Below are 23,562 nucleotides of genomic sequence, written 5' to 3'. Positions count from 1 at the left end.
AGAAATAATAAATTATTTTTGAAAATTTTAATTTCTTTCTTTAATTATCTTTTCAGTAATGTTTTTAGGTGTTTTTTCATAATTAAAGAATTGCATTATAAAACTAGCTCTACCTTGTGTATTTGATCTTAAATTGGTAGCATAACCAAACATTTCAGATAAAGGAACTAAAGCTTTAATATAAAAGCTATTATTGCGATTTTCTTGATTTTCGATTTTCCCTCTTCTAGAAATTAAATCACCAATAACATTACCTACATAATCATTAGGTGTTATTATTTCTACATTCATTATTGGTTCTAAAAGAACAATGCCGCCACTATTTTTAGTTTCTTTTAAAGATAAAGAAGCAGCTATTTTAAATGCTATTTCAGAAGAATCTACATCATGATAAGAACCATCTAATAAAGTTGCTTTTAAATCTATTAAAGGATATCCAGCTATAATACCATTAGGCAAAGATTCTTCAAGACCTTTTTTAACTGCAGGAATATATTCTCTTGGAACTACTCCTCCTACAATTTTGTTTACAAATTCGAATCCTTTTGCTTGATTAGGTTCGAAACGAATAATAACATGTCCGTATTGTCCTCTACCACCCGATTGTCTTATAAATTTGCCTTCTGTTTCTGTAACTTTCGTTAAAGTTTCTCTGTAAGAAACTTGAGGTTCAGCAACATTTGCTTGTACTTTAAATTCTCTTTTTAAACGGTCCAAAATTATATCTAAATGTAATTCGCCCATTCCAGCTATAATTGTTTGACCAGTTTCGTGGTTTATATGTACTTTAAATGTAGGATCTTCTTCAGATAATTTTCCTAAAGCAACAGATATTTTATCTTGATCTATTTTAGTTTTAGGTTCCACTGCTATTTCAATAACTGGTTCTGGAAAATTCATAGATTCTAAAACTATAAAATCATCTTCTAATGTTAAAGTATTTCCTGTGTTTGTGTTTTTTAAACCTATAATTGCAACTATATCTCCTGCATTAGCTTCTTTTATTTCTTGTCTTGTGTTCGCATGCATTTGCAAAATACGTCCAACTCGTTCTCTAATGTTTTTAGTTGTATTTTTGACATAAGTTCCTGTTTTTATCTTTCCAGAGTAAATTCTTAAAAAAGTTAATCTACCTACGAAAGGATCTGTCATAATTTTAAAAGCTAAAGCAGTAAAATTTTCATCCAAAGGCGTACGAACTAATTTTTCATTTTGTTCGTCTAAACCTTCTATTGGTGGAATATCTAAAGGAGAAGGTAAGTAATCTATCATTGCATCCAGAATTTTAAGAACTCCTTTGTTTTTAAAAGAAGAACCGCATAAAACAGGAAAAAAATTAACTTCAATTGTTGCTTTTCTGATCACTTTTTTTAATATATCAGAATTTATTTCTTTATTTTCTAAAAACATATCCATTAAATTATCATCAAATTCAGACAGTAATTCGATTAATTCTTTTCTTTTTTGAAAAGCTATTTGTTTTAAATTTTCTGGAATATCAATTTTTTTATTATTTTCAGTTGGCGAACCATCATATTCATATGCTGTCAATTCTAAAAGATCAATAATTCCTGTAAAGTTATTTTCTTTTCCTATAGGCCATTGAATAGCAGCAACTTTTATTCCTAATTTTTCTTTCAAAGTTTTTATGGCGTAATCAAAATCAGCACCTATTTTATCCATTTTATTAACAAAAACAATTCTTGGAACTTTATATTCTGTAGCTTGTCTCCAAACAGTTTCAGTTTGTGGTTCTACTCCTGCTTGTGCATCAATAATTGCTATGGCAGAATCTAATACTCTTAAAGAACGAGAAACTTCAACTGTGAAGTCCACATGTCCTGGAGTATCTATAACATTTATTTTATTGTTTTTCCAAAAAATAGTTGTAGCAGCTGATGTTATTGTGATTCCTCTTTCTTGTTCTTGTTCCATCCAATCCATTTGTGAATCACCATCATGAGTTTCTCCTATTTTGTGAATTTTACCTGCATGAAATAAAATTCTTTCTGTTGTAGTTGTTTTACCAGCATCAATATGAGCCATAATACCAATATTACGTATTTTTTCTAATTGTTTTTCTCGTCCCATAATAATAATAAAATCTCCTTGTTAATATATTATTGTTGTACATAAAAATTATTAAATTAAGAAGAAGAGTAACGATAATACGCAAAAGCTTTATTAGCTTCAGCCATACGATGCATATCTTCTTTTTTCTTTATTGATAATCCAGTTCCTAAAGAAGCATCTATAATTTCTTTAGCTAGTTTTTCTATCATAGTTTTTTCATTACGTTTTTTAGCGCATTGAATTAACCATCTTAATCCTAATGATTGACGTCTTTTAGGAAGAACTTCTGAAGGAATTTGATAATTTTGACTTCCTATTGCACGATTACGTACTTCTAAAATGGGCATAATATTATTTAAAGCTTTGTTAAAAACATCTATAGCCTCTTGGTTTGTTGCTTTTTTTACTTTTTTTAGAGCACTATATAAAATAGTTCTAGCAATGCTTTTTTTACCATCTTTCATAATGGCGTTTATTGTTTTTGATATTATTTGGGAATTATAAACAGTATCTGAAGATATATCTCTTTTATAAACACTTTTTTTACGAGACATAAAATTTTACCTTATTTTAACTTTCTTTTAGAATTGTAAATTTAATTTTTTAGATTAATTATTTTTTTATTTTTGATTAATGGTTTTTTTAGCACCATATCTTGAACGACTTTGTTTTCTATTATTTACTCCAGTTGCGTCACGAGCTCCTCTGATTATTTGATATCTTACTCCTGGTAAATCTTTTGTTCTCCCACCTCTTACTAAAACAACACTGTGTTCTTGTAAAGAATGACCTATTCCAGGAATATAAGCTGTTACTTCTGTTTTGTTGCTTAATCTCACTCTAGCTACTTTTCTTAAGGCAGAATTAGGTTTTTTAGGAGTTAAAGTAGAAACTTTAATACAAACACCAGCTTTTTGCGGAGAATTATATTGTTTATTTTTTTTTTGCAAGCTATTAAAGCTATATCTTAACGCTGGAGATTTTGATTTAAAGTTTTTAGCAGTTCTTTTTTTTCTTGTTAATTGTGAAATAGTAGGCATTTAATGAACCTCTTTTATAGATTATTTTGATAATTATTTTTTAATTTTAGTATAAAATTGCAGACAACTAATTATATCTTTTTTTGTAAAAAAAATCAATGTTTGTATTATTTATTCATTTGATTTTGATTAAAATAATTTTATTTAATTTTTTTTAAAATTTTTGTAAATTAAATTTTATTTTTTTTTATTTTTTTAGGATATTTAAAAAGAATAGAATCTAAAATTCCTGTTCCAGCAGGAATTAAACCTCCTACAATCACATTTTCTTTTAATCCGTATAAAGGATCTTTTTGACCTTTTATAGCTGCATCTATTAAAATTTTAGTAGTTTCTTGGAATGAAGCAGCAGATAAAAAAGAATCACTTTTTAAAGAAGCTCTAGTAATACCTAATAAAATAGGTTTTCCTACTGCTAGATTTTTATTTTTTCTGATCATTTTGTCATTAGCTTTTTTAAATTCTTTCGCAGATATTTCTAAACCTGGTAAAAGATTAGTATCTCCGCTAGAAATAACCATTATTTGTTTAAACATTTGTCTAACAATTATTTCTATATGTTTATCGCTTATTGTTACACTTTGAGATTGATATACTTTTTGAACTTCTTCTAAAATATATTTTTGAGTTTCTTGTGTATTACTTGTTCTTAATAATTCTTTTATATCAATAGAACCATTAGTTAATTTTTGTCCTGATTTGACATTCATATTTTCTTTTACCAAAATTTCTGTATTAGGATAAGTAATATAACTTATTTCTTTTTTTACGTCTGTATCTGGTGAAATAAAAATTTCAAATGAATTACTGTTAATATTTTTTATTTTAGTTATAATTCCATCATATTCACTTATTATTGCTTGTCCTTTTGGTTTTCTTGCTTCTAATAATTCTTGAATTCTAGGTAACCCTTGAGTTATGTCGGAAACTGATAAAACTCCTCCAGTATGGAAAGTTCTCATAGTTAATTGTGTTCCTGGTTCTCCAATAGATTGAGCTGCTATAACTCCAACCGCTTCTCCTATTTCTACATCTTTATTAGTAGCTAGATTTAAACCGTAACATTTTACACAAATACCATGTTCACAATTACAAGTTAAAACGCTTCTTATTTTTACTTTAGTAATTAAAGATTCGCAAATTTTTTTACTAATTGATCTAGTTATTAATTGATTTTTTTCTATTATAAGATCTTTTGTAATAGGATCGAATATATTTTCAGCAGAATAACGACCAAAAATACGTTGTTCTAAACTTATAATTTCTTTATCATCTCTTTTAATTTTTTCTACTGTAAAATATTTATCGCTAAAACAATCATTTTTTGTAATAATATTATCTTGCGCTACATCAACTAATCTTCTTGTTAAATAACCTGATTCAGCAGTTTTTAATGCTAAATCTATAGAAACTTTACGAGTTCCATGAACTGAAAGGAAAAATTCAGCTACTGTCAAACCTTCTTGTATTTCATCTCTAACATTTTTCCATTCTTGAATTATTAATCCTTTTTTTTCTGAACTTGTTAAAAGACCAGAATCATACCATTTGTCTATTTCTAAAATTTTATTTTCTACTAATTCTAATAATTCTTCTTTTTTAGAATAAATATTTATATCGCTGTATGAAATAGTTATTCCAGACATTGTTGAATATTTAAATCCTAAATCTTTAATATTATCTAAAATTTCTGCTGTTTTTGTGTTATTATTTTTTTTAAAAACAAGAGTTATAATCATAGAAAGAAATTTCTTTTTAAAAGGTTCAATATATTCTGCTTTATCTAATTTTTCTCTAGGATTAATTCCTTTAGAAATAAAATAAATATCTGGTGTTTTATTTTCTAAATTAAAAGCAGTTGGTTCTTGTATATAAGGAAAATCTGAAGGTAAAATTTGATTAAAAATTAATTTTCCTAATGTAGTAATTAAATATTTTTCTTTTTGTTCTTCTGTAAAATAAGAATTAATATTTTTTGGTTGAACTAATATTCTAGTATGTAAAGCAATTTCTTTGTGAAAAAATGCCAATTCAGCTTCTTTTAAATCTGAAAAAATTTTTCCTTCATTTCTGTGTTTTTGTTTATGAATTATATTTTTTTCTTCAGCGTTAAAACCTGTTAAAGTACGGTCTCTTTTTTCTTCTATAGTTAAATAATAATTTCCTAAAACCATATCTTGAGAAGGAGTTAAAACAGGATTACCATTTTTAGGATCTAAAATATTATTTGAAGATAACATTAATAAACGAGCTTCTGCTTGTGCTTCTAATGAAAGAGGTAAATATACAGCCATTTGATCTCCATCAAAATCTGCATTAAATGCTGGAGTTACTAAAGGATGTAATTTTATTGATTTCCCTTGCACTACTTTAATGCTGAAACATTGCATTCCTAAACGATGTAAAGTTGGAGCTCTGTTTAATAAAATAGGATGTTCTTTAACAACTTCTTCTAATACAGTCCAAACATAATCGTTCATTTTTTCATATAATAGAATAGCACTTTTTTTATCTATTCCTTTTACTTTTTGTAATTTATTCAAAATAAAAGGTTTAAATAAAATAACAGCCATTTCTTTTGGAATACCACATTCGTGTATTTTCAATTCTGGTCCTACAATAATAACTGATCTAGCTGAATAATCTACTCTTTTTCCTAAAAGATTTTGTCGGAAACGACCTTGTTTTCCTCTTAACATTTCTGATAAAGATTTTAATGGTCTATTTCTTTCTAAATTAGAATTATTTTTTTTATTCATTTTTACATTATCGAATAAAGAATCTACTGCTTCTTGTAACATTCTTTTTTCGTTTTTAATTATTAATCTTGGTGCTTTTTGCTTAATTTGTTTTTTTAATCTATTATTACGATTTAAAATTCTTCTGTATAAATCATTAATGTCAGTAGTGGCAAAACGTCCACCATCTAAAGGAACAATAGGTCTTAAATCTGCAGGCAATACAGGAATAACATCCATTACCATCCATTCAGGTTTATTATCTGATTTATGAAATGATTCTATAATTTCTAGTCTTCTAATTACGTTTATTCTCTTTTGTTTTGAAACGTTGTTTAAAAGATTTCTTAATTCTTTAATAGTTTTATTTAAATCTAAATCTTTCAATAATTTTTTAATTGCTTCAGCTCCTGTAAGAGCATTAAAATTATCTCCATATTTTTCTAAGTAATAACTATATTCTAATTCAGATATTATTTGGTCCTTTTTTAAATTAGTACTTCCTGGATTCATTACTATATAAGATGCGTAGTAAATTATTTCTGTTAATTCTTTGGCCTTAATCCCTAACAAAATAGCTATTCTACTTGGAGAGCTATTTGCATACCAACTATGTACTATAGGAGAACATAGTTCAATATGACCCATTCTTTCTCTTCTTACTTTTTGTTCTGTTAATTCTACTTCACATTTTGGACAGATTGTATTTTTTTGTAATGTTTGTTTTTTTGTACAAAAACATTGTAAGTCTTTTGTAGGTCCGAAAATCCTAGGACAAAAAAGTCCTCCTATTTCTGGTTTTGCTGTTCTATAATTTATAGTTTCATAATTAACTACTTCACCATAGGACCACTGTTTTATTTCATTTGGAGAAGCTAATCTAATTTTAAAATAATCGTATTCACGACTACCATATTCTTTTTTAGAATCGTATTTTTTTTCTTCTGACATAATTTTATTATTTTGGAAATTATTTTCTTTGCTGTTTAATTTTTTATCGTCATCATTATACAAATTTAATATTGTGTTTATTTGTTCATAATGATTATTATTATTTTTAAATAAATTAAATAAAATATTAGGTTCCGTTTTTAAAAAAGAAAAATTATCTGTAATTCCTTTTTGTTTTAAAATTGTTTGTATTTCTCGATCAAAACCTAAATTTTCTAAAGAATTTGGCAAAAAATATTTTTTTAAAATAGGAATTATTTTAAAAAAAGTTTTTTTTGTTAAAAAAGAATTTAAGTCTGTTAAATTGTAATAATTAAAATCTTTTAAAGAATTGATTCCAATTAATTTTAATTCTTCAATTTGATTTTTCGAAATAAAAAAATCTTCAATTTTTTGATTTAAATTCATGATTAATTATTATTGCTCCTTACCTTTTTGAACCAAAGAAAAATGAACTTTATTTTCTTTAGTGTTGGATTTTATTAATTCTACATGTAATCCTAGAGCTTGTAATTCTTTTGAAAATACTCTAAAACTTTCAGGTATTGAAGGTTTTGGTAAACACAATCCATTTACAATAGCATTGTAAGTTTTATTTCTTCCTATAATATCATCGCTTTTAATTGTTAATAGTTCTTGTAATATATTAGCAGCTCCAAAAGCATATAATCCCCAAACTTCCATTTCTCCAGTTCTTTGTCCTCCTGGTCCGCTTTGTCCTTGTCCTCTAGTAGCTTGATTTGTTATTAAAGTATAAGGTCCTACATTTCTAGCATGTAGTTTATCATCCACCATATGTGATAATTTACTTATATAAAGTACTCCTACAGAAATTTTATTATCATATGGTTCTCCTGTTCTTCCGTCATATAAAGTTACTTTTCCATCTAAAGGCAAATTAGCTTCTTTCATAATAGAATTTAAATCTTCATTATTAACTCCATCAAAAACAGGAGTTGCTACTTTAATGTTTAATTTTTTAGCAGCAAGTCCTAAATGCATTTCTAATATTTGTCCAATATTCATCCTACTTGGAACTCCTAAAGGATTTAAAATTATGTCTATAGGAGTGCCATCTGCCAAATATGGTAAATCTTCTTTCGGAAGAACTAGAGAAATAACTCCTTTATTTCCGTGTCTTCCTGCTATTTTATCTCCTGCTTTTATTTTTCTTTTTTTAGCTATATAAACTTTGATACATTCTTTTATTCCAGGATTAGATAAAACATCTCCTTTTTTTACTGAAAAATATTCAACACTTTGCACTATACCTTCTTCTCCGAATGGAACTCTTAAAGAAGCATCTTTATAGTCTCTTGCTTTTTCACCTATAATTGTTTGAATTAATTTTTCATAAGGAGTTGGCTCAAAAACTCCTTGTGGTATAATTTTTCCTACTAAAATATCTCCTTCTTTTACTTCGGAACCAGGTATAATAATTCCTCTTTCATCTAAATTTTTTATCATATCAGCACTTACATTAGGAATTTCTCTTGTTATTTCTTCTTTACCTGAACCTTTTTTTAATTCTCTTGTATGTATTTCATATTTATTTATATGTATTGAAGTATAAACATCTTCTTGTACAAGTCTTTCAGAAATACCGATAGAATCTTCATAATTATAACCATGCCATGTCATAAAAGCTACTAATACATTTTTTCCTAAAGCTAATTCGCCTTTTTCAGTAGCATGTCCGTCTGCTATAATATCTCCTTTTTTAACAAATTCATTTTTTTGCACTATAGGTTTTTGTAAAATTAAATTATTTTGATTAGATTTTAAAAAATTAATTAATTCGTAAACTTCTTCTTGTTGTCTATAGTTAATAATAATTATTTTAGTTGCGTCAACATAAGACACATAACCATCTTCTTTAGCAATAACTAAACAACCAGAATCTTTAGCTATTCTATATTCTATCCCAGTTGCTACTATTGGAGATTCAGGTATCAAAAGCGGTAAAGCTTGTCTTTGCATATTAGTACCCATTAAAGCTCTAGATGCGTCGTTATGTTCTAAAAAAGGTATTGAAGAAGTTGCTACAGAAACTATTTGTTTTGGCGAAACATCTATATAGTCTATTTGTGTTACGTCATAAACTCCTGTTTCTCCGTTTTTTCTAGCTATAATTTTTTTTTCTAATAAAAAATTATTTTCATCTAGTTTTAAAAGAGAATCTGCTGATGCAATAATTTTGTTTTCACTTTGGATTGAAGTTAAATATTCATATTCTTGAGAAACTTGACTTAATCCTCCTGAATGTATTACCCTTAAAAAAGGAGTTTTTAGAAAACCATATTGATCTACTTTTGCATATGTAGATAAAGAAGAAATTAAACCTATAGATGGACCTTCAGGAGTTTCAATTGCACAAAACATTCCGTAATAAGAGTTTTGAACATCTCTTACTTCTATTCCTGCACGATCACGATCTATTCCTCCCGCTCCTAATGCTGAAATTCTTCTTTTTTGTGTTAATTCAGCTAACGGATTGATTTGATCCATAAAATGAGACAAACGAGAACTTCCGAAAAAGTTTTTAATAACCATCGAAAGCGAAGAAAAATTAACTAATTCTCCAGCAGTTGTTGAATCAAATTTACTGATAGACATTCTATCTTTTATATTTTTTTCAGAACGAGTTAACCCTATACGAAATTGATTTTTTAAAAGTTCGCCTATTAATCTTAATCTTCTGTTTCCTAAATAATCTATATCATCTGTATATCCAACATTGTCATAAAGGTTTAAATAATAACTAATACTAGCTATAATATCTGATAAAGTAATATTTTTTCTATTTTCTTCTTGATTATTTCCTAATATTTTGATTTTTTTTCCATCTGCATAAACTTCTAATACTTCATTTAAAACGCTTTTATTTTTTATAGATTCTTGATTTTGATATTTTTTGTAATTTAAAAGAAATTTCAGGATCTTTGTTTTTATAAAATTTTGATTTTGTTTTAAAATATTTATTGCTTTATCATCTAACAAAGTATCAGCAGGTATTACAATTTCTCCTGTTTGTAAATTAAAAATATTATTTTTTATATATATTTCATCATTAGAATTATTTTTTTTATAAATTATGTTTATATGATTTTTATTATTTTCGTTTTCTAAAGTAATTTCGCTATTGATTGTTTCTACTCTAAAACAATGACGATAATTTTTTAATTGTTCTATAACAGATTTTGTTACGAAAGTGTTTCGACTGAAAATAATTCTATTTGTTGTCGGTTCTATTATATTTTGGGCTAAAACAGTATTTTCAATTCTGTTTAAAACATCTAATTTTTTGTTTATTTTATATCTTCCTACAGAAGACAAATCATATTTTTTTCTATCAAATAATCTAGTTCTTATAAAATCTTTAGCTGAATTAATTGAAACTTTTTCTCCTTGGTGTAATTTTGAATAAAGTTCCATTATGGAATCATTAGTATTAGAAATATTGTCTTTTTGAAAACTTAAATTTAAAAGATAATTTTGTCCAAAAACTCTTTCTATTTCTTCTTGATTATTTAAGCCTAAAACATGGATAAATTTAGTTAAAGGAATTTTTTTAGAACAATCTAATTTAGCATAAAGAACATCTTTATTGCTTTGTTCGTATTCGATCCAAGCTCCTCTTGTAGGTATAATTTGTGCTTCATAACGTATTTTATTTGTTTTTATATCTATTTTTTCAGAAAAATAAATTCCTGAAGAACGTATTATTTGAGCTATTACTACTCTTTCTGTTCCGTTAAAAACAAAAGTACCAGAAGGAGTCATTAAAGGTAAATCTGTCATTAATACGCGGCTTTTTTTAACTTGTTCTGTTAATACATTTTCTAATGTTACTTCCGCGAATAGTTCTGAACAATAACTAAAATCTCTTTTTTTAGATTCTTTAACATTTAATCTAGGACTTGCTAAAAAAAAATCATTAAAATATAATTTTAAATCTCCATTATAACTTTCTATAGGAGAAATTTCGTTTAAAGATTCTCGAATTCCTTCTTTTAAAAATAATTCAAAAGAGTCTTTTTGTATTTTAATTAGATTTGGCAAATCAACATCAAAATTAATTTTTGAATAATTACGACGTTCTACTTTAGTACCATATTTAACGTTACGATATTTTATCATTTATAAAATGCTCCCAATATTTTTTGAAATTATTTTTTATTATTTTTTTTAAATTTTTTTTGAAATAAATATAAATAGAAAATAAAAATTAATAAAAATTTTTGAAACCAAATAGATAATAAAAACCTAAGATATATTTCAACTTAGGTTTTTAAAATATTATTTTAATTCTACTGTAGCGCCCAATAATTCTAATTGTTTTTTTATTTTTTCAGCTTCTTGTTTGTTAATATTTTCTTTAATTATTGAATCAGGAGTTTCAGTTAAATTCTTAGAATCTGATAATCCTAAATTAGTTATATCTCTAACCGCTTTAATAACTGCAATTTTATTGCTTGGTTGACCAAAAGTTTTAAGTATAACTTGGAATTCTGTTTTTTCTTCTTGTTCATTTTTTGTCTCTGAATCTTTTTGATTTGTTGCTGATAAAACGCTAGAAGGATCAATTCCAAATTCTTCTTTTATTCCATCTACTAATTCTTTTATTTCTAGTAAAGTCATACCTTTTAATGATTCTATAAATTTTTCTTTATTTAATTTAGACATTTTTTAAATCCTTCTTTTTTTTTTATTTATATATTTTTTATATTAAAAAATTTCAATTATTAACAATAAATAAAATTATTTATTTTTTGAAATTATCTCTTTTTAATAATAAATTTAATGATATTGCTAATTCTTTTAAAGGCATTAACATACTTGTTGATAACATTGCCAATAATACTTCTTTTGATGGTAAATTTGCTATTTCTTTAATCATTTTTTCTGTATAAAATTTATCTTCAAAAATTCCTGCAATAATTTTCAAAAATTTATTAGTTTTAGTAAAATCATACAAAATTTTAATAGGTTCTACTGAATTTTTATTATTTATTAATAAAGATTTAGAATATTTTGCTAATTCTGAAATTTCTTCTTTGTTTGCAATTTTAAAAGCTCTTTTTATTATATTATTTGGATATAATTTAATTTTACTATCGAATTCTCTTATTTTTGTTCTTAATTCAGTAATATTACTTACTTTTAATCCTTGACTTTCGAACAAAACTATTGATTTTGAATTGTTAATGTCTTGAACTAATAAATTTACTTCTTCTTGTTTTTTAATAATAGAATTTGACATGATTTAGTTATTATTTCTTTCTTTAATTTTATTTTATAAAATATAATGAATATTTCAAATTAAACAACTAAAAAATATTTAAACAAAATAATTGTTTAAAAATAAAAAATATATTTTTTTAAAAAAATGATTTGTTTAATTATATTTTATTTACTTAATTGTTAAATATTTTTATTGTATAGATACGTGATCTATTTTAATTCCAGGAGCCATTGTAGTTGAGATAGTTACAGATTTAAAAAATTCTCCTTTTACGGTTTTAGGTTTATTTAATGTTAAATGTGAATATAAAAATTTTAAATTTTCTTCTAATTTTTCTTTTGGAAATGAAATTTTTCCTATAATAGTATGAACATTACCTGATTTATCTACTCTGTATTCTATTCTTCCTTTTTTGATATCTTTTATTGTTTGTTCTATATTTTCTGTTACAGTACCTAATTTAGCATTAGGCATTAAACCTTTTGGTCCTAAAATACGACCTAATTTAGATATTGATGGCATTAAATCTGGTGTACAAATTAAAACATCAAAATCTAAAATTTTTTTAGAAATTTTATCTATTAAATCTTGATTTCCTGAACAATAAACTTTTAATTCTTTTGCTTTTTCTAGTTGTAAACCCTTAGCTAAAACAGCTATTTTTAAATTTTTACCATTTCCATTAGGTAAAATTAATGAACTTCTTATATTTTGTTCAACTTTTTTAGGATCTAATTTAAGACAAAAATTACACTCTACTGTAGCATCAAAATTAGCTATTTTAGTTTTTTTGACTAATTCTAAAGCTTCATTTAAATTATATAATTTATTACATTCTATTAATTTTTTTGCTGCTAAATATTTTTTACTTTTTTTCATAAATAATTTATTTTATTTTTATATTTTTTTCTATATAAAATTCAATATAGAAAAAAATAAATCCTTTCTTAAGAAGAATATAATTAATTTTAAACAAATAAAAATATAAAATATTCAATTATTCTTCTATTGTAAATCCCATATTAAGAGCAGTACCTTTTATGATTTTACATGCATTTTCCAAAGAATAAGCGTTTAAATCAGATAATTTTATTTTAGCTATTTCTTCTATTTGTTTTTTTGTTAAAGTTCCTATTTTATTTTTTTTTGCATTAGCAGAACCCTTTTCTATTTTTGCTATTTTTTTCAAAAGATCGCTAGCTGGTGGTGTTTTAGTTACAAAAGAAAAAGTTCTATCTTGAAAAACTGAAATAATAACAGGTATTATAAATCCTTCTTGATCTTTTGTAGCTTCGTTAAATTGAGAACAAAAAGATGGAATATTAACCTGAGCTTGACCTAAAGCTGGACCTACTGGAGGAGCTGGATTTGCTTTTTTAGCTGGTATTTGTAATTTAATAGTTTTTATAATTTTTTTAGCCATTATTTTGTAAAACCTCTTTCAAAAAAATATTATAAATAACGAAATTTATTTTTTATATATATTAAAAATTGAATTAAAAAATTGAAAATAATTTTTTACAATAAAAATTATCAAAATCTAAAAAAATAATTCTCTAAGAGATAATTATAACATATTTATCACCTAAAATATAAAATAAATATAAAAAATAATTTAAAATTTTAACATAAATTAGGCATTAATTAATTTCTTTAAAACAAGCAAAAGAAATTTCAATAGGAGTATTTCTACCAAATAAATCTATTTCTACTATAATTTTATCTTTGGATTGTTCAACAAAAGCCACTTTACCTTTTTGACCCGCAAAAGAACCATGTGTTATCTCTACTTTTTTATTTATTAAATATTCATAATTAGGTTTTGTTATTATCCCCATTTTTATTAATATAGGGTTAATTTCTTTTTCACTTAAAGGAACAGGTTTTGCATCGCTTCCTTTAATAGAACCTAAAAAACCAGTAACTTTTGGTATATTTCTCACTACAAACCAAGATTGTTCAGTAACAATCATTTTAATAAATATATAACCAGAAAACATTTTCTTTTCTTTTTCTTGTTTGGAACCATCTGCTTTAAATTTAAAATATTTTTCTTTTGGGCAAATAACTTCGAATATTAAATTAGAAACTCCTACTCCGCTATTCGCTAATTTTAATAAGTCTTCTTTAACAGAATTTTCATATCCAGAATAAGTTTGAATAATATACCATTTTGGTTTTTGATTTTCTTCTGAATTTGTTATTTTTTGATTTTCTTCGAATTCATTATTTATTTTTTTTTTATTTTTCATTTAAAATAACCTTATTTTTAATTTTTTTGTTTTTTGGATAAACATTAAATAATATTAAAATTTGAAAATAATTTTTTAGCTTCTTTGAAAGGATCAATATAGTTATTATAAAAATTTTGAAATAAATCTATTATCAATACAAAAATCAAAGTAAAACAAAAAACTTGTATTAAATTAATTAAAATTTTTCTAAAAGAAGGCCATTTTATTAAAAATAAAATTTCCAATGAATTTAAAATAAATATTAAAGTATTAAACAAAAAAATAACAAAAGAAAACATAAATAAAATAAAGCAAAAATCTTCTAAATTTGTATATTCATGATTTAAAGTTCTAGACAAACCCATTAAAAAAATAGATAAGAAAAAAATAAAAATATTGTTAAAACTATATTTTTTTTTAATAATATCGGATAATATATTGGATAATTGATTTTGTTGTTCTTCCGGATTTTTAAATACCATAAAAACTCCTTATATTTTATTTGTTATTTTGTTTCTTCATGTAAAATATGTTTTTTACATTTAGGGCAAAATTTTTTTAAAATTAAACGATTATTGCTGTTATGAATTTTAATTTTATAATTACGATTCAAACAACAACTACATATTAGAATATTTTTTTTCTTTTTCATATTTAATAAAAATTTTCCTTTTTTATAATCTTTATAATTAATTGCAATTAAAAAAAGAAAAAAAATAATTAAATTTTATAAAAAAAAATTATTTTTTTAATAAAATAATAATATTAATAATTATAAAAACATTATATTACCCTTATTTTAACATTAATTTAATGAAAAATAAATTAAAATTATTTTTTATTTTTGCGTTGAATACAATATTATAGCAGCTGCAACACTTACATTTAAAGAATTTATTTTACCTTTCATAGGTATTTTAATTAAAAAATCACAACTTTTTTTTAATAAATAACGCATTCCTTTTCCTTCATTACCTAAAATAATAGCTATAGAACGATTTAAAGGTATTTTATTTAATTCAATATTAGCATCAGAATCAGAACCTATTATAACAAATTGATTTTTTTTTAATTCTAAAATTGTCGTATATAAATTATTTACTAGAAAAATATTTACATATTCTAATGCTCCGCTCGCTGATTTCGCTACTGTTCCATTTAATAAAACCTGATTTTTTTTTCCTATAATTACTCCATTAAAGTCTGTTGCTTCGATAGTTCTTAAAATAGCTCCGAAATTTTGAGGATCATGAATTGAATCTAAAATTAAAAATTTTTGTATTTTATTATAATTCAATGAATTTTTTAAGTTTTTATAACAATAATCTTCAACTTCTGCTACAACTCCTTGATGAGAATTATTTTTAACTTTTTCATTTAATTGATGTTTATTTAATAATTTAAATTTGATATTATTTTTTTTTAAAAAATTTAAAAATTTTAAATCTTTTATTTTTTCATCTATAAATAAATTATATATTAATCTTTTTGATTTTATTGCTTCTTTAATTATATTTTTTCCATAAATTATCATTAATTACATTATAATATAATTTTTATATTTTGTATATTTATTTTTATATTTTTATTTTAAAAGTATTATTCGCATAACAATATATACAATAATTTTTGTTTAAAATTTATTTTTTTATATTGAATTTTTTTGTTACAAAAAATAAAAAAATAATATTTATTATGGAAATTTTTATATATGAAGAATAATTTTGAATTAAATTTTGCTTTAAAGAAACTAAATCAGTTTTATTTAATAATAAAAAATAATCAAAAATTACAAACCCTAATAACATTAAAATTATCAAAAATAATTTAAATTTTTTTAAAGGCATAGAGCTCTTTATCAAAAGAAATAGAAAAATAATAGCAGTTATAAAGTGTAATATAATTGATATTTGTTCTTGTATAAAATTTTTTTCAAAAATAAAATTTAATAAATAAAAATAATTAAATCCTATCATAATTGCGAAAGGTAGTGAATTTTTAAAAATAATTTTTAGAAAATTGGTTTTTATTTTTTTTTCACTAGGTTCTAAAGCTAAAAAAAATGAAGGTATTCCAATAAAAAAAGTATCTATTAAATTCATTTGTAAAGGGTTAAATGGATATGTTAATATTATTTTTGAAAATGTATTATTTATAATTGTTATTGATGCTAAAACAAAAGAAGAAATAGTTTTAACTAAAAATAAAACGGAAAGTTTTGTTAAATTATTAATTACTCTTTTTCCTTCTGTTATTACTTTAGTTAAAGAATGGAATTTAGAATCTATTAATATCAAATTAGCAACATTTTGAACTGTTTTATTTCCTGAAGCCATAGCTATCGATAAATCTGATTCTTTAAAAGCTAAAATATCATTAATACCATCACCTATCATAGCAACTTTGTGATTATTTTTTTTAATTTCATTAATTATTATTTTTTTTTGTTCTGGTGTAGCTCTTCCAAAAAAATCATTTTTAATAGATATTTTCTTTATTTCTTCTTCTGATAAATTAGCTAAGTTTATTACTTTTTGTTTGGAATCATTTATTCCTATTCGATTTAATATAAAGTTGATAGTTTCTGGATTATCGCCTGAAATAATTTTTATTTTTATATTATTTTGTTTAAAAAATTTAATAGTTTGAGGAGCATCTTTTTTAATTACATCTTCTAACATTATTAAAGAAATTAATTTATAATTAGTATTTTTGTTAATTTTATTTATTTTTTCATCTGTTTGTGCTAGTAATAAAACTCTAAATCCTTTTTTTGTTTTATTATTTACATCATTTTCAATAATATAAAAATTTTTTTTCAGTATAAAATCAGGGGCACCTAAGACAAAAGTACCTAATTTATCAAATTCTACCATACTGTATTTTAATAAACTAGAAAAATTTTGCACTTTTATAATTTTATTATTATTTTTAATATTTTTTTCTTTAATGTAAAATTTTTCTTTTAAGGCGTTTTGAGTAGCATTATTATTACTAAATGAATTTATAATATCAGATAATAATTGTTTATTCATAGGGTAATTTGGATAATTTAAAATTTCTTTTACTTCCATTTTTCCATCTGTAATAGTTCCAGTTTTGTCTAAACATAAAATATCTATTTGCGCTAACATTTCTATTCCAAAAAGATCTTTAATATATGCTTTTTTTTTCGCTAATTTTACAAAACCTATAGCTAAAGTCACATTAGTTAAAAGAAAAAGTCCTGAAGGCATTGTTCCTAACATGAAACCGCATAGACTTAAAATAAAATTATCATTTGAAATTTTTTTGAATGAAAAAGACAATAATAAAGCGATAGGAACTAATAAAAAAGTTATAAATAAAACTAAAAAAGAAAAATTTTGAGTTAAAGGCGTTTTAATTTTTTTATATTTTTTTGCTGTTTTAGATAATTTAGAAATATACATATTTTTTGCTACAGCTTTTACTTGTGCACAAGCTTGTCCATCTATTACATAACTTCCAGAATATAAAAAGTCACCTTTTTTTTTAATTATGGGTTTGGATTCTCCTGTTAAAAGCGATTCATCTACTGTTAAAAATCCTTTTAAAATCTTAGCATCAACTATAATTTGTTCATTATTGTCTAAAAAGATAATATCGTTTTTAATTATATTTTCCGAAGAAATAGAAATTAATTTTTTTTCTCTAATTACTTTAGAATTAGTATGTGTTATTAAAGAAATTTTATCTAAAGTAATTTTTGCTTTTATTTCTTGAGTAATGTTTATGATTAGGTTTAAAGCATTTATAAATAAAAAAAATAATTGTTCATAATGATGAGTATTTAAGATTATAATTGTCATGAAAAATAATAATAAATTAAAAAAAGTAAATACATTACTAAATATAATATCTTTTATAGTTTTATTATTATCTATTATATTTTTATTGTTTTTTTTTTCTTTTATTTTCTTTTTTACAATTTCTTCTGATAAGCCTTCAAAATTTGACCAAATTTCTTTTTTAATATTTGATTTTTCTTTTTTTTTTATTATATTTTTTATCATAACAATATTGAATATACCATACTTTTCTAATTTAAATAATTTCTTTTTTTAATAAAATTTGTCTAATAGAATCTGCTTCTTTAAAATTTTTATTTTTTTTATTTTTTTCCCATAAATTGTATAATTTTTCATCTTGCGGATCTATTTTTTTTAAAATAATTTTTATATTTATATTTTTTAATAAAAAAATTAATGTATTTTGTAATTGTGCTAAAATATTTAAATTCTTGTTTTTGTTTAATTCTTTTATAATTTCTTCTATTATAGTTATTAAATTAGGAGTATTAAAGTCATTTTTCATAATTTCATGAAATTTATTAATATAATCAGGAATTATTTTAAAATCATTAATTTTATTTAAATTTAATTGAAAATTATTTTTGTTTAAAATTTTTAATAAGTTTGAATATTCTTTTTGCGTTTTTTCGATTAATTGTTCATTAAAATTTATTGGTTGTAAGTAATGATATTTTAAAAAAAATAATTTTAAAACGTTTGTTTCAAATTTTTTTAATAAATCTTTAACTAAGATTATATTTCCTGTAGATTTACTCATTTTTTTGTTTTCATACTCTACGTGTCCTACATGTATAAAAAAATTAGCTAAAGGTTTATTTTCGCTAGCCAAAAATTGAGCTTGTTCATTTTCGTGATGTGGAAATTTTAAATCAATTCCACCCCCATGTATATCTATAGTGTTATTTTTGAAAATTTCTTTTATCATTACAACGCATTCGGTATGCCAACCTGGTCTTCCCATGAACCAAGGGCTTGGAAATTTAATTCCTATATCTGTTTTTTTCCATAAAATAAAATCTTTATAATTTTCTTTTTCTTGAAAATTATTAATTTTTTTTCTTTGATTTATTTTTAATTTTTTTAGATTTTGTCCACTTAGAATACCATAGTTTTTTATTTTATTAATTCTGAAATATATTCCTTTATCAGTTGTATAAGCGTATTTTTTTTTAATTAAAATATCAATGAATGATACAATTTTTTCAATATAATTTGTTACCATTGGAATTTCATTTATATTTTTTATTTCTAATTTTTTTAATAATTTTAAAAAAGCTAAAGTATATTTTGAAGATATTTCTTTTTCAGATTTATTTTTTTTCTTTGCGATTTCAATAATTTTATCATCAATATCAGTAATATTTACTGCTAAATATGTTTCAATTTCTATTAGTTTCAAATATCTTTTCATCATACTGAAAAAAATCAAAGATCTTATATTTCCTATGTGTAAATGACTATATACTGTGGGTCCACATAGGTAAACATTTAGTTTAGATTTATTTGAAGTTAATAAATATTCTTTTTTCTTTGTTAAAGAGTTATAAATTTTTAACATAACATAAAATAAACTCAATTCTTTTTTAAAGATATATTTTTTCAAAAAAAATATTCTATATAATTATATTTTAATATAAAATACAATTTTTTTATACAATTAATTATAAAAATTAAAAAATTATTTTATTATTTATAATTCTATTAATTTTATTATTTTTTCTATATTTTTAATTATTTGGCTTTTTCCTAATAGTTTTAAAAAAATATATAAATCAGGACCATGTGTTTTACCTGAACAAGAAATTCTGATAGTTTGAAATAAATTTTTACCTTTTAATTTTGTTTTTTCGCTAAATTCTTTTATTAATTTTTCTATTGAAGAATCATCTAATGATTTTATTTTTAATATCATATTGTATAATTCTTTTATATTATATAAAGTATTTTTTTCTTTTAAAAAAGATAATTCTTCTGAATTTAAATTTAAAATTAATTTTTCTTGTTTTGAAAAAAAATCATTATATAAAGTTATAGTTTCTTGAATATTATTTAATCTATTTTTAAATAAATAAATAAAATTTGTTATCCATTCTTTGTTTTTATTTATTTTATTTTTATTAAAAAAATATTGAGTTTGTTCTACTAATTGTTGTGAATCCATTTTTTTTAAATATTGTGAATTAATAAAATTTAATTTTTCATTATCAAATATAGCAGGAGATTTAATTAATTTTTTTATATTAAATAAATCGATTAATTCTTGTTTTGATAGAATAGTTTTATCATTAGAAGGAGAAAAACCTAAAAGACATAAATAGTTAAATACAGCTTCTGGTAAATAACCATAACTAATATATTTTTCTATAAATTGCATTTCATTGTTATCTCTTTTGCTTAATTTTTTTTTATTTTTATTTAAAATTATTGATAAATGCGCAAATAAAGGTATATCCCATTCAAAAGACTTGTATAACATTATTTGTTTAGGAGTATTAGTTATATGTTCTTCTCCTCTTAAAACATGAGAAATACCCATTAAGTGATCATCTATTGTTACAGCAAAATTATAAGTAGGGAAACCATTTTCTTTAATTATGATCCAATCTTCTATATCTTTACTCTGGAAAGATAATTTTCCTCTTATTAAATCATTAAATTCATATTTAGTATTTGAAGGAACTTTAAAACGAATAACAAAATTATTTTTTTGTGTTTGATCTTTATATTCTTTATAAGCTAATTTTTTTTCTATTAAAAAATTTGCATATTTTTGATAAATTTCTGTTCTTTCGGATTGCCTATAAGGTCCAAAATTACCACCAATATCAGGTCCTTCTGACCATTTTAAACCTAACCATTTTAATTGTTGTAATTGTGTTTGTTCGCTTTTATCAACATTTCTTTTTAAATCTGTATCTTCTATTCTAATAATAAAATTGCCTTTAAAATGGCAAGCAAATAAAAAATTAAATAAAGCAGTCCTCGCGTTACCTATATGTAAAAAACCAGTAGGACTTGGAGCATAACGAACTCTTATTTTATTCATAAATACCTCTTTTAGTTTATTTTATTTTATTAAATGTTTACATTAAAATAAAAAAATATTTTTTTGCTGAAAAAAATAAAAAAGAACCTGCAATCTTTTTAATATTTTTTTAAAAAAAGAATGTAGGTTCTCTAAAATGTTTTAAAGTAATATGATGTAATATGATAATAACAAATTAACGTTTAGAAAATTGTGGAGCACGACGAGCTTTTTTCAAACCATATTTTTTACGTTCTACACAACGAGAATCTCTAGTTAATAATTTATCTTTTTTTAAAATAATTTTTAAATCTGGATTTGCTTTTATTAAACATCTAGAAATTCCTAATCGAATAGCTCCTGCTTGTGATGTAATTCCACCTCCACAAACATTTACAAAAATATCATATTCATCTGTTTTTTTAGTTAATCTTAAAGGTTTTATAGTATCAGTTCTAGTTTCTTCCGAAGGTATATAATCTTGAAATTTTCTTTTATTTATAGTAATATTTCCAGAACCTAATTTTAAAATAACCCTTGCTATTGAACTTTTTCTTCTTCCTGTGCCTAAAAATTGATTTTTATTGATTTCCATTTTCATTTCTTTATACCTCTATAATTATAGGCTTTTGAGATTCATGTTTATGATTTTTTTCAGAGTAAATAAATAATTTTTTACGCATTTTTTCTCCTAATTTAGTTTTAGGTAACATTCCAAAAATAGATCTTTCTACTATTTTGTTTGGGAATTTATTTTTTAATTCAAATGCTGTTATTTTTTTAAGTCCTCCTGGAAAACCTGAATGTCTATAATATTTTTTTTGTTTCCATTTTTTACCTGTTAAAACAATTTTACTAGCATTTATAATTGTTACATAATCTCCATTATCGATATTATGAGTAAAATCAGTTTTACTTTTACCTTTCAAAACAGAAGCTACTTTAGTTGAAAGTCTGCCTAAAATTTTATTTTCTGCATCAACTAAAAACCATCTACGGATTATTTTTTTTTCATTTATTGATAAAGTTTTATTATTTTTATCATTATTATTTATTTTTTGTTTTTTATTTTCTTTATTTTCTTTGCTTTTTTGTTTTAATGAAATTATTTTTGATTCTTTTTTGTTCATATGAAATAATATACCTTAACATTTGATAGTTTATTAAAATTTACTTATTTTTTTTATTAATAAAATAAAATAAATTCTTTATTTTAAAAATTTTTATTAAATTTAATTTATAAATAAAATAAATTTAAATATAAGTATAAATTAAATTTAATAAAAAATAAAAATTTTCCCTAAAGATAATAAAAAAAATTAAATAAAAAAACAATATAAATTATTAAAATTTTAATAAATATGTAAAATTAGTATACTTAAATAATTAAAAAATGTCAAACAAAATTAATATTTTTTTGGAGCGAATGATGGATCGAGATAGAATTAGACCGTTTTTCTATTTACTAGATATTAATCTAAGCCCCTCACACCACCGAACAAGCAAGTTTCCAAGCATTCGGCGGTTAAACAAGTTTTTTCTCAAAACTTCTTTTTCCTCTTTCGCCTTGTAAAGGTTATTACCCTTTGCCTTGGTGAGTCAGTCCACTTCTTTCTTCCAAAAGAAGCTTTGTATTACTCACGACTACTATGATTCTGCTTTTTCCTTGCTTCCACAGACTATTCTGTGTTTTTTTTCAGAGAATTTTTTTCTCTAAGAGAAGTTTAGGAAGATCGAAGTTACTCTAATTATTTACGCGACTCATTTAGGCATGCAGACCTTTTTATAATTTATTCTTACATCTATATAACATGAAAGAGTAAGTTCATTTATATAATATATAAAGTAAAGGTAAGTTCAAAGTTAGGTTAATACTAACCTATGATGTTTTTTAAAAACATTGATAATTTTGAAAATTGTAACTTTTATTTTTTCAAATAACTTTGATGAACAGTCACAATTCATTTCTGTTCAGTAGCATCATTACCCCGTTTATTGCATTTAGCCTTTTTCGATAAAGGTTATCCATGTGAGTCATTCTTCTAGCGTAATCTTATTGGATATGAATTTCTCCTCAATCCGCTTTTATTCTTTGCTGTAACTTTTCATTCTTTCGTTTCAAAAGCCAAGAATATGAAGGAACACATTATCATTATGTTCGTGATACGTTAAATCACTAATAATTAGGCATCATTTCACGCCCTGTTACCGATGTTGGATGTCTATAATCTAAATAACCATCTTCTTTTCTAAAAATGTTAATTTCAAATATATTTTTTTCAAATAAAATTTTGAAAGAACCATATTTTTCGTTTATATAAAAACAATTAAATAATTTTTTAATTTTTTTTATATTCGCATTAGTTATTATATCAATATCAGAAAATTTCAAATTTAAAATAAAATCTCTAACAAATCCTCCT

The 23,562-nt window shown here is 22.8% G+C and carries 18 protein-coding genes and 1 pseudogene; all 19 read right to left on the bottom strand.

The window, feature by feature from the left end; translation table 11 throughout:
- Window positions 1-27 precede the first annotated feature (27 nt).
- A complete protein-coding gene (gene fusA, locus FEF22_RS00820) occupies window positions 28-2,091 on the bottom strand; it encodes an elongation factor G (protein ID WP_138107973.1) in 2,064 nt (687 codons plus the stop codon).
- Between the two features lie 56 nt (window positions 2,092-2,147).
- A complete protein-coding gene (gene rpsG / locus FEF22_RS00815) occupies window positions 2,148-2,627 on the bottom strand; it encodes a 30S ribosomal protein S7 (protein ID WP_138107972.1) in 480 nt (159 codons plus the stop codon).
- A 66-nt stretch (window positions 2,628-2,693) separates the two neighbouring features.
- Window positions 2,694-3,113: a 30S ribosomal protein S12 gene (gene rpsL / locus FEF22_RS00810; RefSeq protein ID WP_138107971.1), complete on the bottom strand. Its 420-nt coding sequence runs from the start codon at window positions 3,111-3,113 to the stop codon at window positions 2,694-2,696.
- 170 nt (window positions 3,114-3,283) lie between these two features.
- Window positions 3,284-7,210 carry a DNA-directed RNA polymerase subunit beta' gene (locus FEF22_RS00805; RefSeq protein WP_138107970.1) on the bottom strand — a complete coding sequence of 1,309 codons (3,927 nt, stop codon included), beginning with the start codon at window positions 7,208-7,210 and terminating at the stop codon, window positions 3,284-3,286.
- Between the two features lie 9 nt (window positions 7,211-7,219).
- Window positions 7,220-10,942 (bottom strand): DNA-directed RNA polymerase subunit beta, encoded by a 3,723-nt coding sequence (locus FEF22_RS00800; protein ID WP_138107969.1) that lies wholly within the window; start codon window positions 10,940-10,942, stop codon window positions 7,220-7,222.
- Window positions 10,943-11,101: 159 nt separating this feature from the next.
- Window positions 11,102-11,488 (bottom strand): 50S ribosomal protein L7/L12, encoded by a 387-nt coding sequence (rplL, locus tag FEF22_RS00795; protein ID WP_138107968.1) that lies wholly within the window; start codon window positions 11,486-11,488, stop codon window positions 11,102-11,104.
- Between the two features lie 79 nt (window positions 11,489-11,567).
- On the bottom strand, window positions 11,568-12,065 hold the full coding sequence (gene rplJ, locus FEF22_RS00790) for a 50S ribosomal protein L10 (protein ID WP_246833694.1): 498 nt from the start codon (window positions 12,063-12,065) through the stop codon (window positions 11,568-11,570).
- 171 nt (window positions 12,066-12,236) lie between these two features.
- Complete coding sequence (gene rplA / locus FEF22_RS00785) at window positions 12,237-12,926, bottom strand: 50S ribosomal protein L1 (protein ID WP_138107966.1); 690 nt, start codon at window positions 12,924-12,926, stop codon at window positions 12,237-12,239.
- A gap of 118 nt (window positions 12,927-13,044) precedes the next feature.
- Window positions 13,045-13,470 carry a 50S ribosomal protein L11 gene (rplK, locus tag FEF22_RS00780; protein WP_138107965.1) on the bottom strand — a complete coding sequence of 142 codons (426 nt, stop codon included), beginning with the start codon at window positions 13,468-13,470 and terminating at the stop codon, window positions 13,045-13,047.
- Between the two features lie 217 nt (window positions 13,471-13,687).
- Window positions 13,688-14,299 carry a transcription termination/antitermination protein NusG gene (nusG, locus tag FEF22_RS00775; RefSeq protein WP_138107964.1) on the bottom strand — a complete coding sequence of 204 codons (612 nt, stop codon included), beginning with the start codon at window positions 14,297-14,299 and terminating at the stop codon, window positions 13,688-13,690.
- A 44-nt stretch (window positions 14,300-14,343) separates the two neighbouring features.
- Window positions 14,344-14,763 (bottom strand): hypothetical protein, encoded by a 420-nt coding sequence (locus FEF22_RS00770; RefSeq protein WP_138107963.1) that lies wholly within the window; start codon window positions 14,761-14,763, stop codon window positions 14,344-14,346.
- A gap of 23 nt (window positions 14,764-14,786) precedes the next feature.
- Entirely contained in the window at window positions 14,787-14,933 is a 147-nt protein-coding gene (gene rpmG / locus FEF22_RS00765; protein WP_138107962.1) for a 50S ribosomal protein L33, read from the bottom strand.
- A gap of 186 nt (window positions 14,934-15,119) precedes the next feature.
- Window positions 15,120-15,815: a 23S rRNA (guanosine(2251)-2'-O)-methyltransferase RlmB gene (gene rlmB / locus FEF22_RS00760; protein ID WP_138107961.1), complete on the bottom strand. Its 696-nt coding sequence runs from the start codon at window positions 15,813-15,815 to the stop codon at window positions 15,120-15,122.
- A 106-nt stretch (window positions 15,816-15,921) separates the two neighbouring features.
- On the bottom strand, window positions 15,922-18,315 hold the full coding sequence (locus FEF22_RS00755) for an HAD-IC family P-type ATPase (RefSeq protein ID WP_138107960.1): 2,394 nt from the start codon (window positions 18,313-18,315) through the stop codon (window positions 15,922-15,924).
- 31 nt (window positions 18,316-18,346) lie between these two features.
- Entirely contained in the window at window positions 18,347-19,690 is a 1,344-nt protein-coding gene (cysS, locus tag FEF22_RS00750; RefSeq protein ID WP_246833693.1) for a cysteine--tRNA ligase, read from the bottom strand.
- Window positions 19,691-19,804: 114 nt separating this feature from the next.
- Complete coding sequence (gene gltX, locus FEF22_RS00745) at window positions 19,805-21,160, bottom strand: glutamate--tRNA ligase (RefSeq protein ID WP_138107958.1); 1,356 nt, start codon at window positions 21,158-21,160, stop codon at window positions 19,805-19,807.
- Window positions 21,161-21,335: 175 nt separating this feature from the next.
- Window positions 21,336-21,728: a 30S ribosomal protein S9 gene (gene rpsI, locus FEF22_RS00740; RefSeq protein WP_210352268.1), complete on the bottom strand. Its 393-nt coding sequence runs from the start codon at window positions 21,726-21,728 to the stop codon at window positions 21,336-21,338.
- 16 nt (window positions 21,729-21,744) lie between these two features.
- Window positions 21,745-22,269, bottom strand: coding sequence for a 50S ribosomal protein L13 (gene rplM, locus FEF22_RS00735; RefSeq protein ID WP_138107957.1), 525 nt, complete (start codon window positions 22,267-22,269; stop codon window positions 21,745-21,747).
- 1,046 nt (window positions 22,270-23,315) lie between these two features.
- A pseudogene (locus tag FEF22_RS00730) lies at window positions 23,316-23,562 on the bottom strand (CCA tRNA nucleotidyltransferase); the annotation flags it as partial.

It is taken from the genome of Texas Phoenix palm phytoplasma (assembly GCF_005774685.2).
GTDB lineage: Bacteria > Bacillota_I > Bacilli_A > Acholeplasmatales > Acholeplasmataceae > Phytoplasma.
This window is presented reverse-complemented; position numbering and strand designations above follow the sequence as displayed.

What these genes read in the sequence shown, in the direction of transcription:
- fusA (WP_138107973.1), bottom strand. Translation starts at nt 2,091, where the DNA reads ATGGGACGAGAAAAACAATTAGAAAAAATACGTAATATTGGTATTATG.
- rpsG (WP_138107972.1), bottom strand. Translation starts at nt 2,627, where the DNA reads ATGTCTCGTAAAAAAAGTGTTTATAAAAGAGATATATCTTCAGATACT.
- rpsL (WP_138107971.1), bottom strand. Translation starts at nt 3,113, where the DNA reads ATGCCTACTATTTCACAATTAACAAGAAAAAAAAGAACTGCTAAAAAC.
- FEF22_RS00805 (WP_138107970.1), bottom strand. Translation starts at nt 7,210, where the DNA reads ATGAATTTAAATCAAAAAATTGAAGATTTTTTTATTTCGAAAAATCAA.
- FEF22_RS00800 (WP_138107969.1), bottom strand. Translation starts at nt 10,942, where the DNA reads ATGATAAAATATCGTAACGTTAAATATGGTACTAAAGTAGAACGTCGT.
- rplL (WP_138107968.1), bottom strand. Translation starts at nt 11,488, where the DNA reads ATGTCTAAATTAAATAAAGAAAAATTTATAGAATCATTAAAAGGTATG.
- rplJ (WP_246833694.1), bottom strand. Translation starts at nt 12,065, where the DNA reads ATGTCAAATTCTATTATTAAAAAACAAGAAGAAGTAAATTTATTAGTT.
- rplA (WP_138107966.1), bottom strand. Translation starts at nt 12,926, where the DNA reads ATGAAAAAAAGTAAAAAATATTTAGCAGCAAAAAAATTAATAGAATGT.
- rplK (WP_138107965.1), bottom strand. Translation starts at nt 13,470, where the DNA reads ATGGCTAAAAAAATTATAAAAACTATTAAATTACAAATACCAGCTAAA.
- nusG (WP_138107964.1), bottom strand. Translation starts at nt 14,299, where the DNA reads ATGAAAAATAAAAAAAAAATAAATAATGAATTCGAAGAAAATCAAAAA.
- FEF22_RS00770 (WP_138107963.1), bottom strand. Translation starts at nt 14,763, where the DNA reads ATGGTATTTAAAAATCCGGAAGAACAACAAAATCAATTATCCAATATA.
- rpmG (WP_138107962.1), bottom strand. Translation starts at nt 14,933, where the DNA reads ATGAAAAAGAAAAAAAATATTCTAATATGTAGTTGTTGTTTGAATCGT.
- rlmB (WP_138107961.1), bottom strand. Translation starts at nt 15,815, where the DNA reads ATGATAATTTATGGAAAAAATATAATTAAAGAAGCAATAAAATCAAAA.
- FEF22_RS00755 (WP_138107960.1), bottom strand. Translation starts at nt 18,315, where the DNA reads ATGATAAAAAATATAATAAAAAAAAAAGAAAAATCAAATATTAAAAAA.
- gltX (WP_138107958.1), bottom strand. Translation starts at nt 21,160, where the DNA reads ATGAATAAAATAAGAGTTCGTTATGCTCCAAGTCCTACTGGTTTTTTA.
- rplM (WP_138107957.1), bottom strand. Translation starts at nt 22,269, where the DNA reads ATGAACAAAAAAGAATCAAAAATAATTTCATTAAAACAAAAAAGCAAA.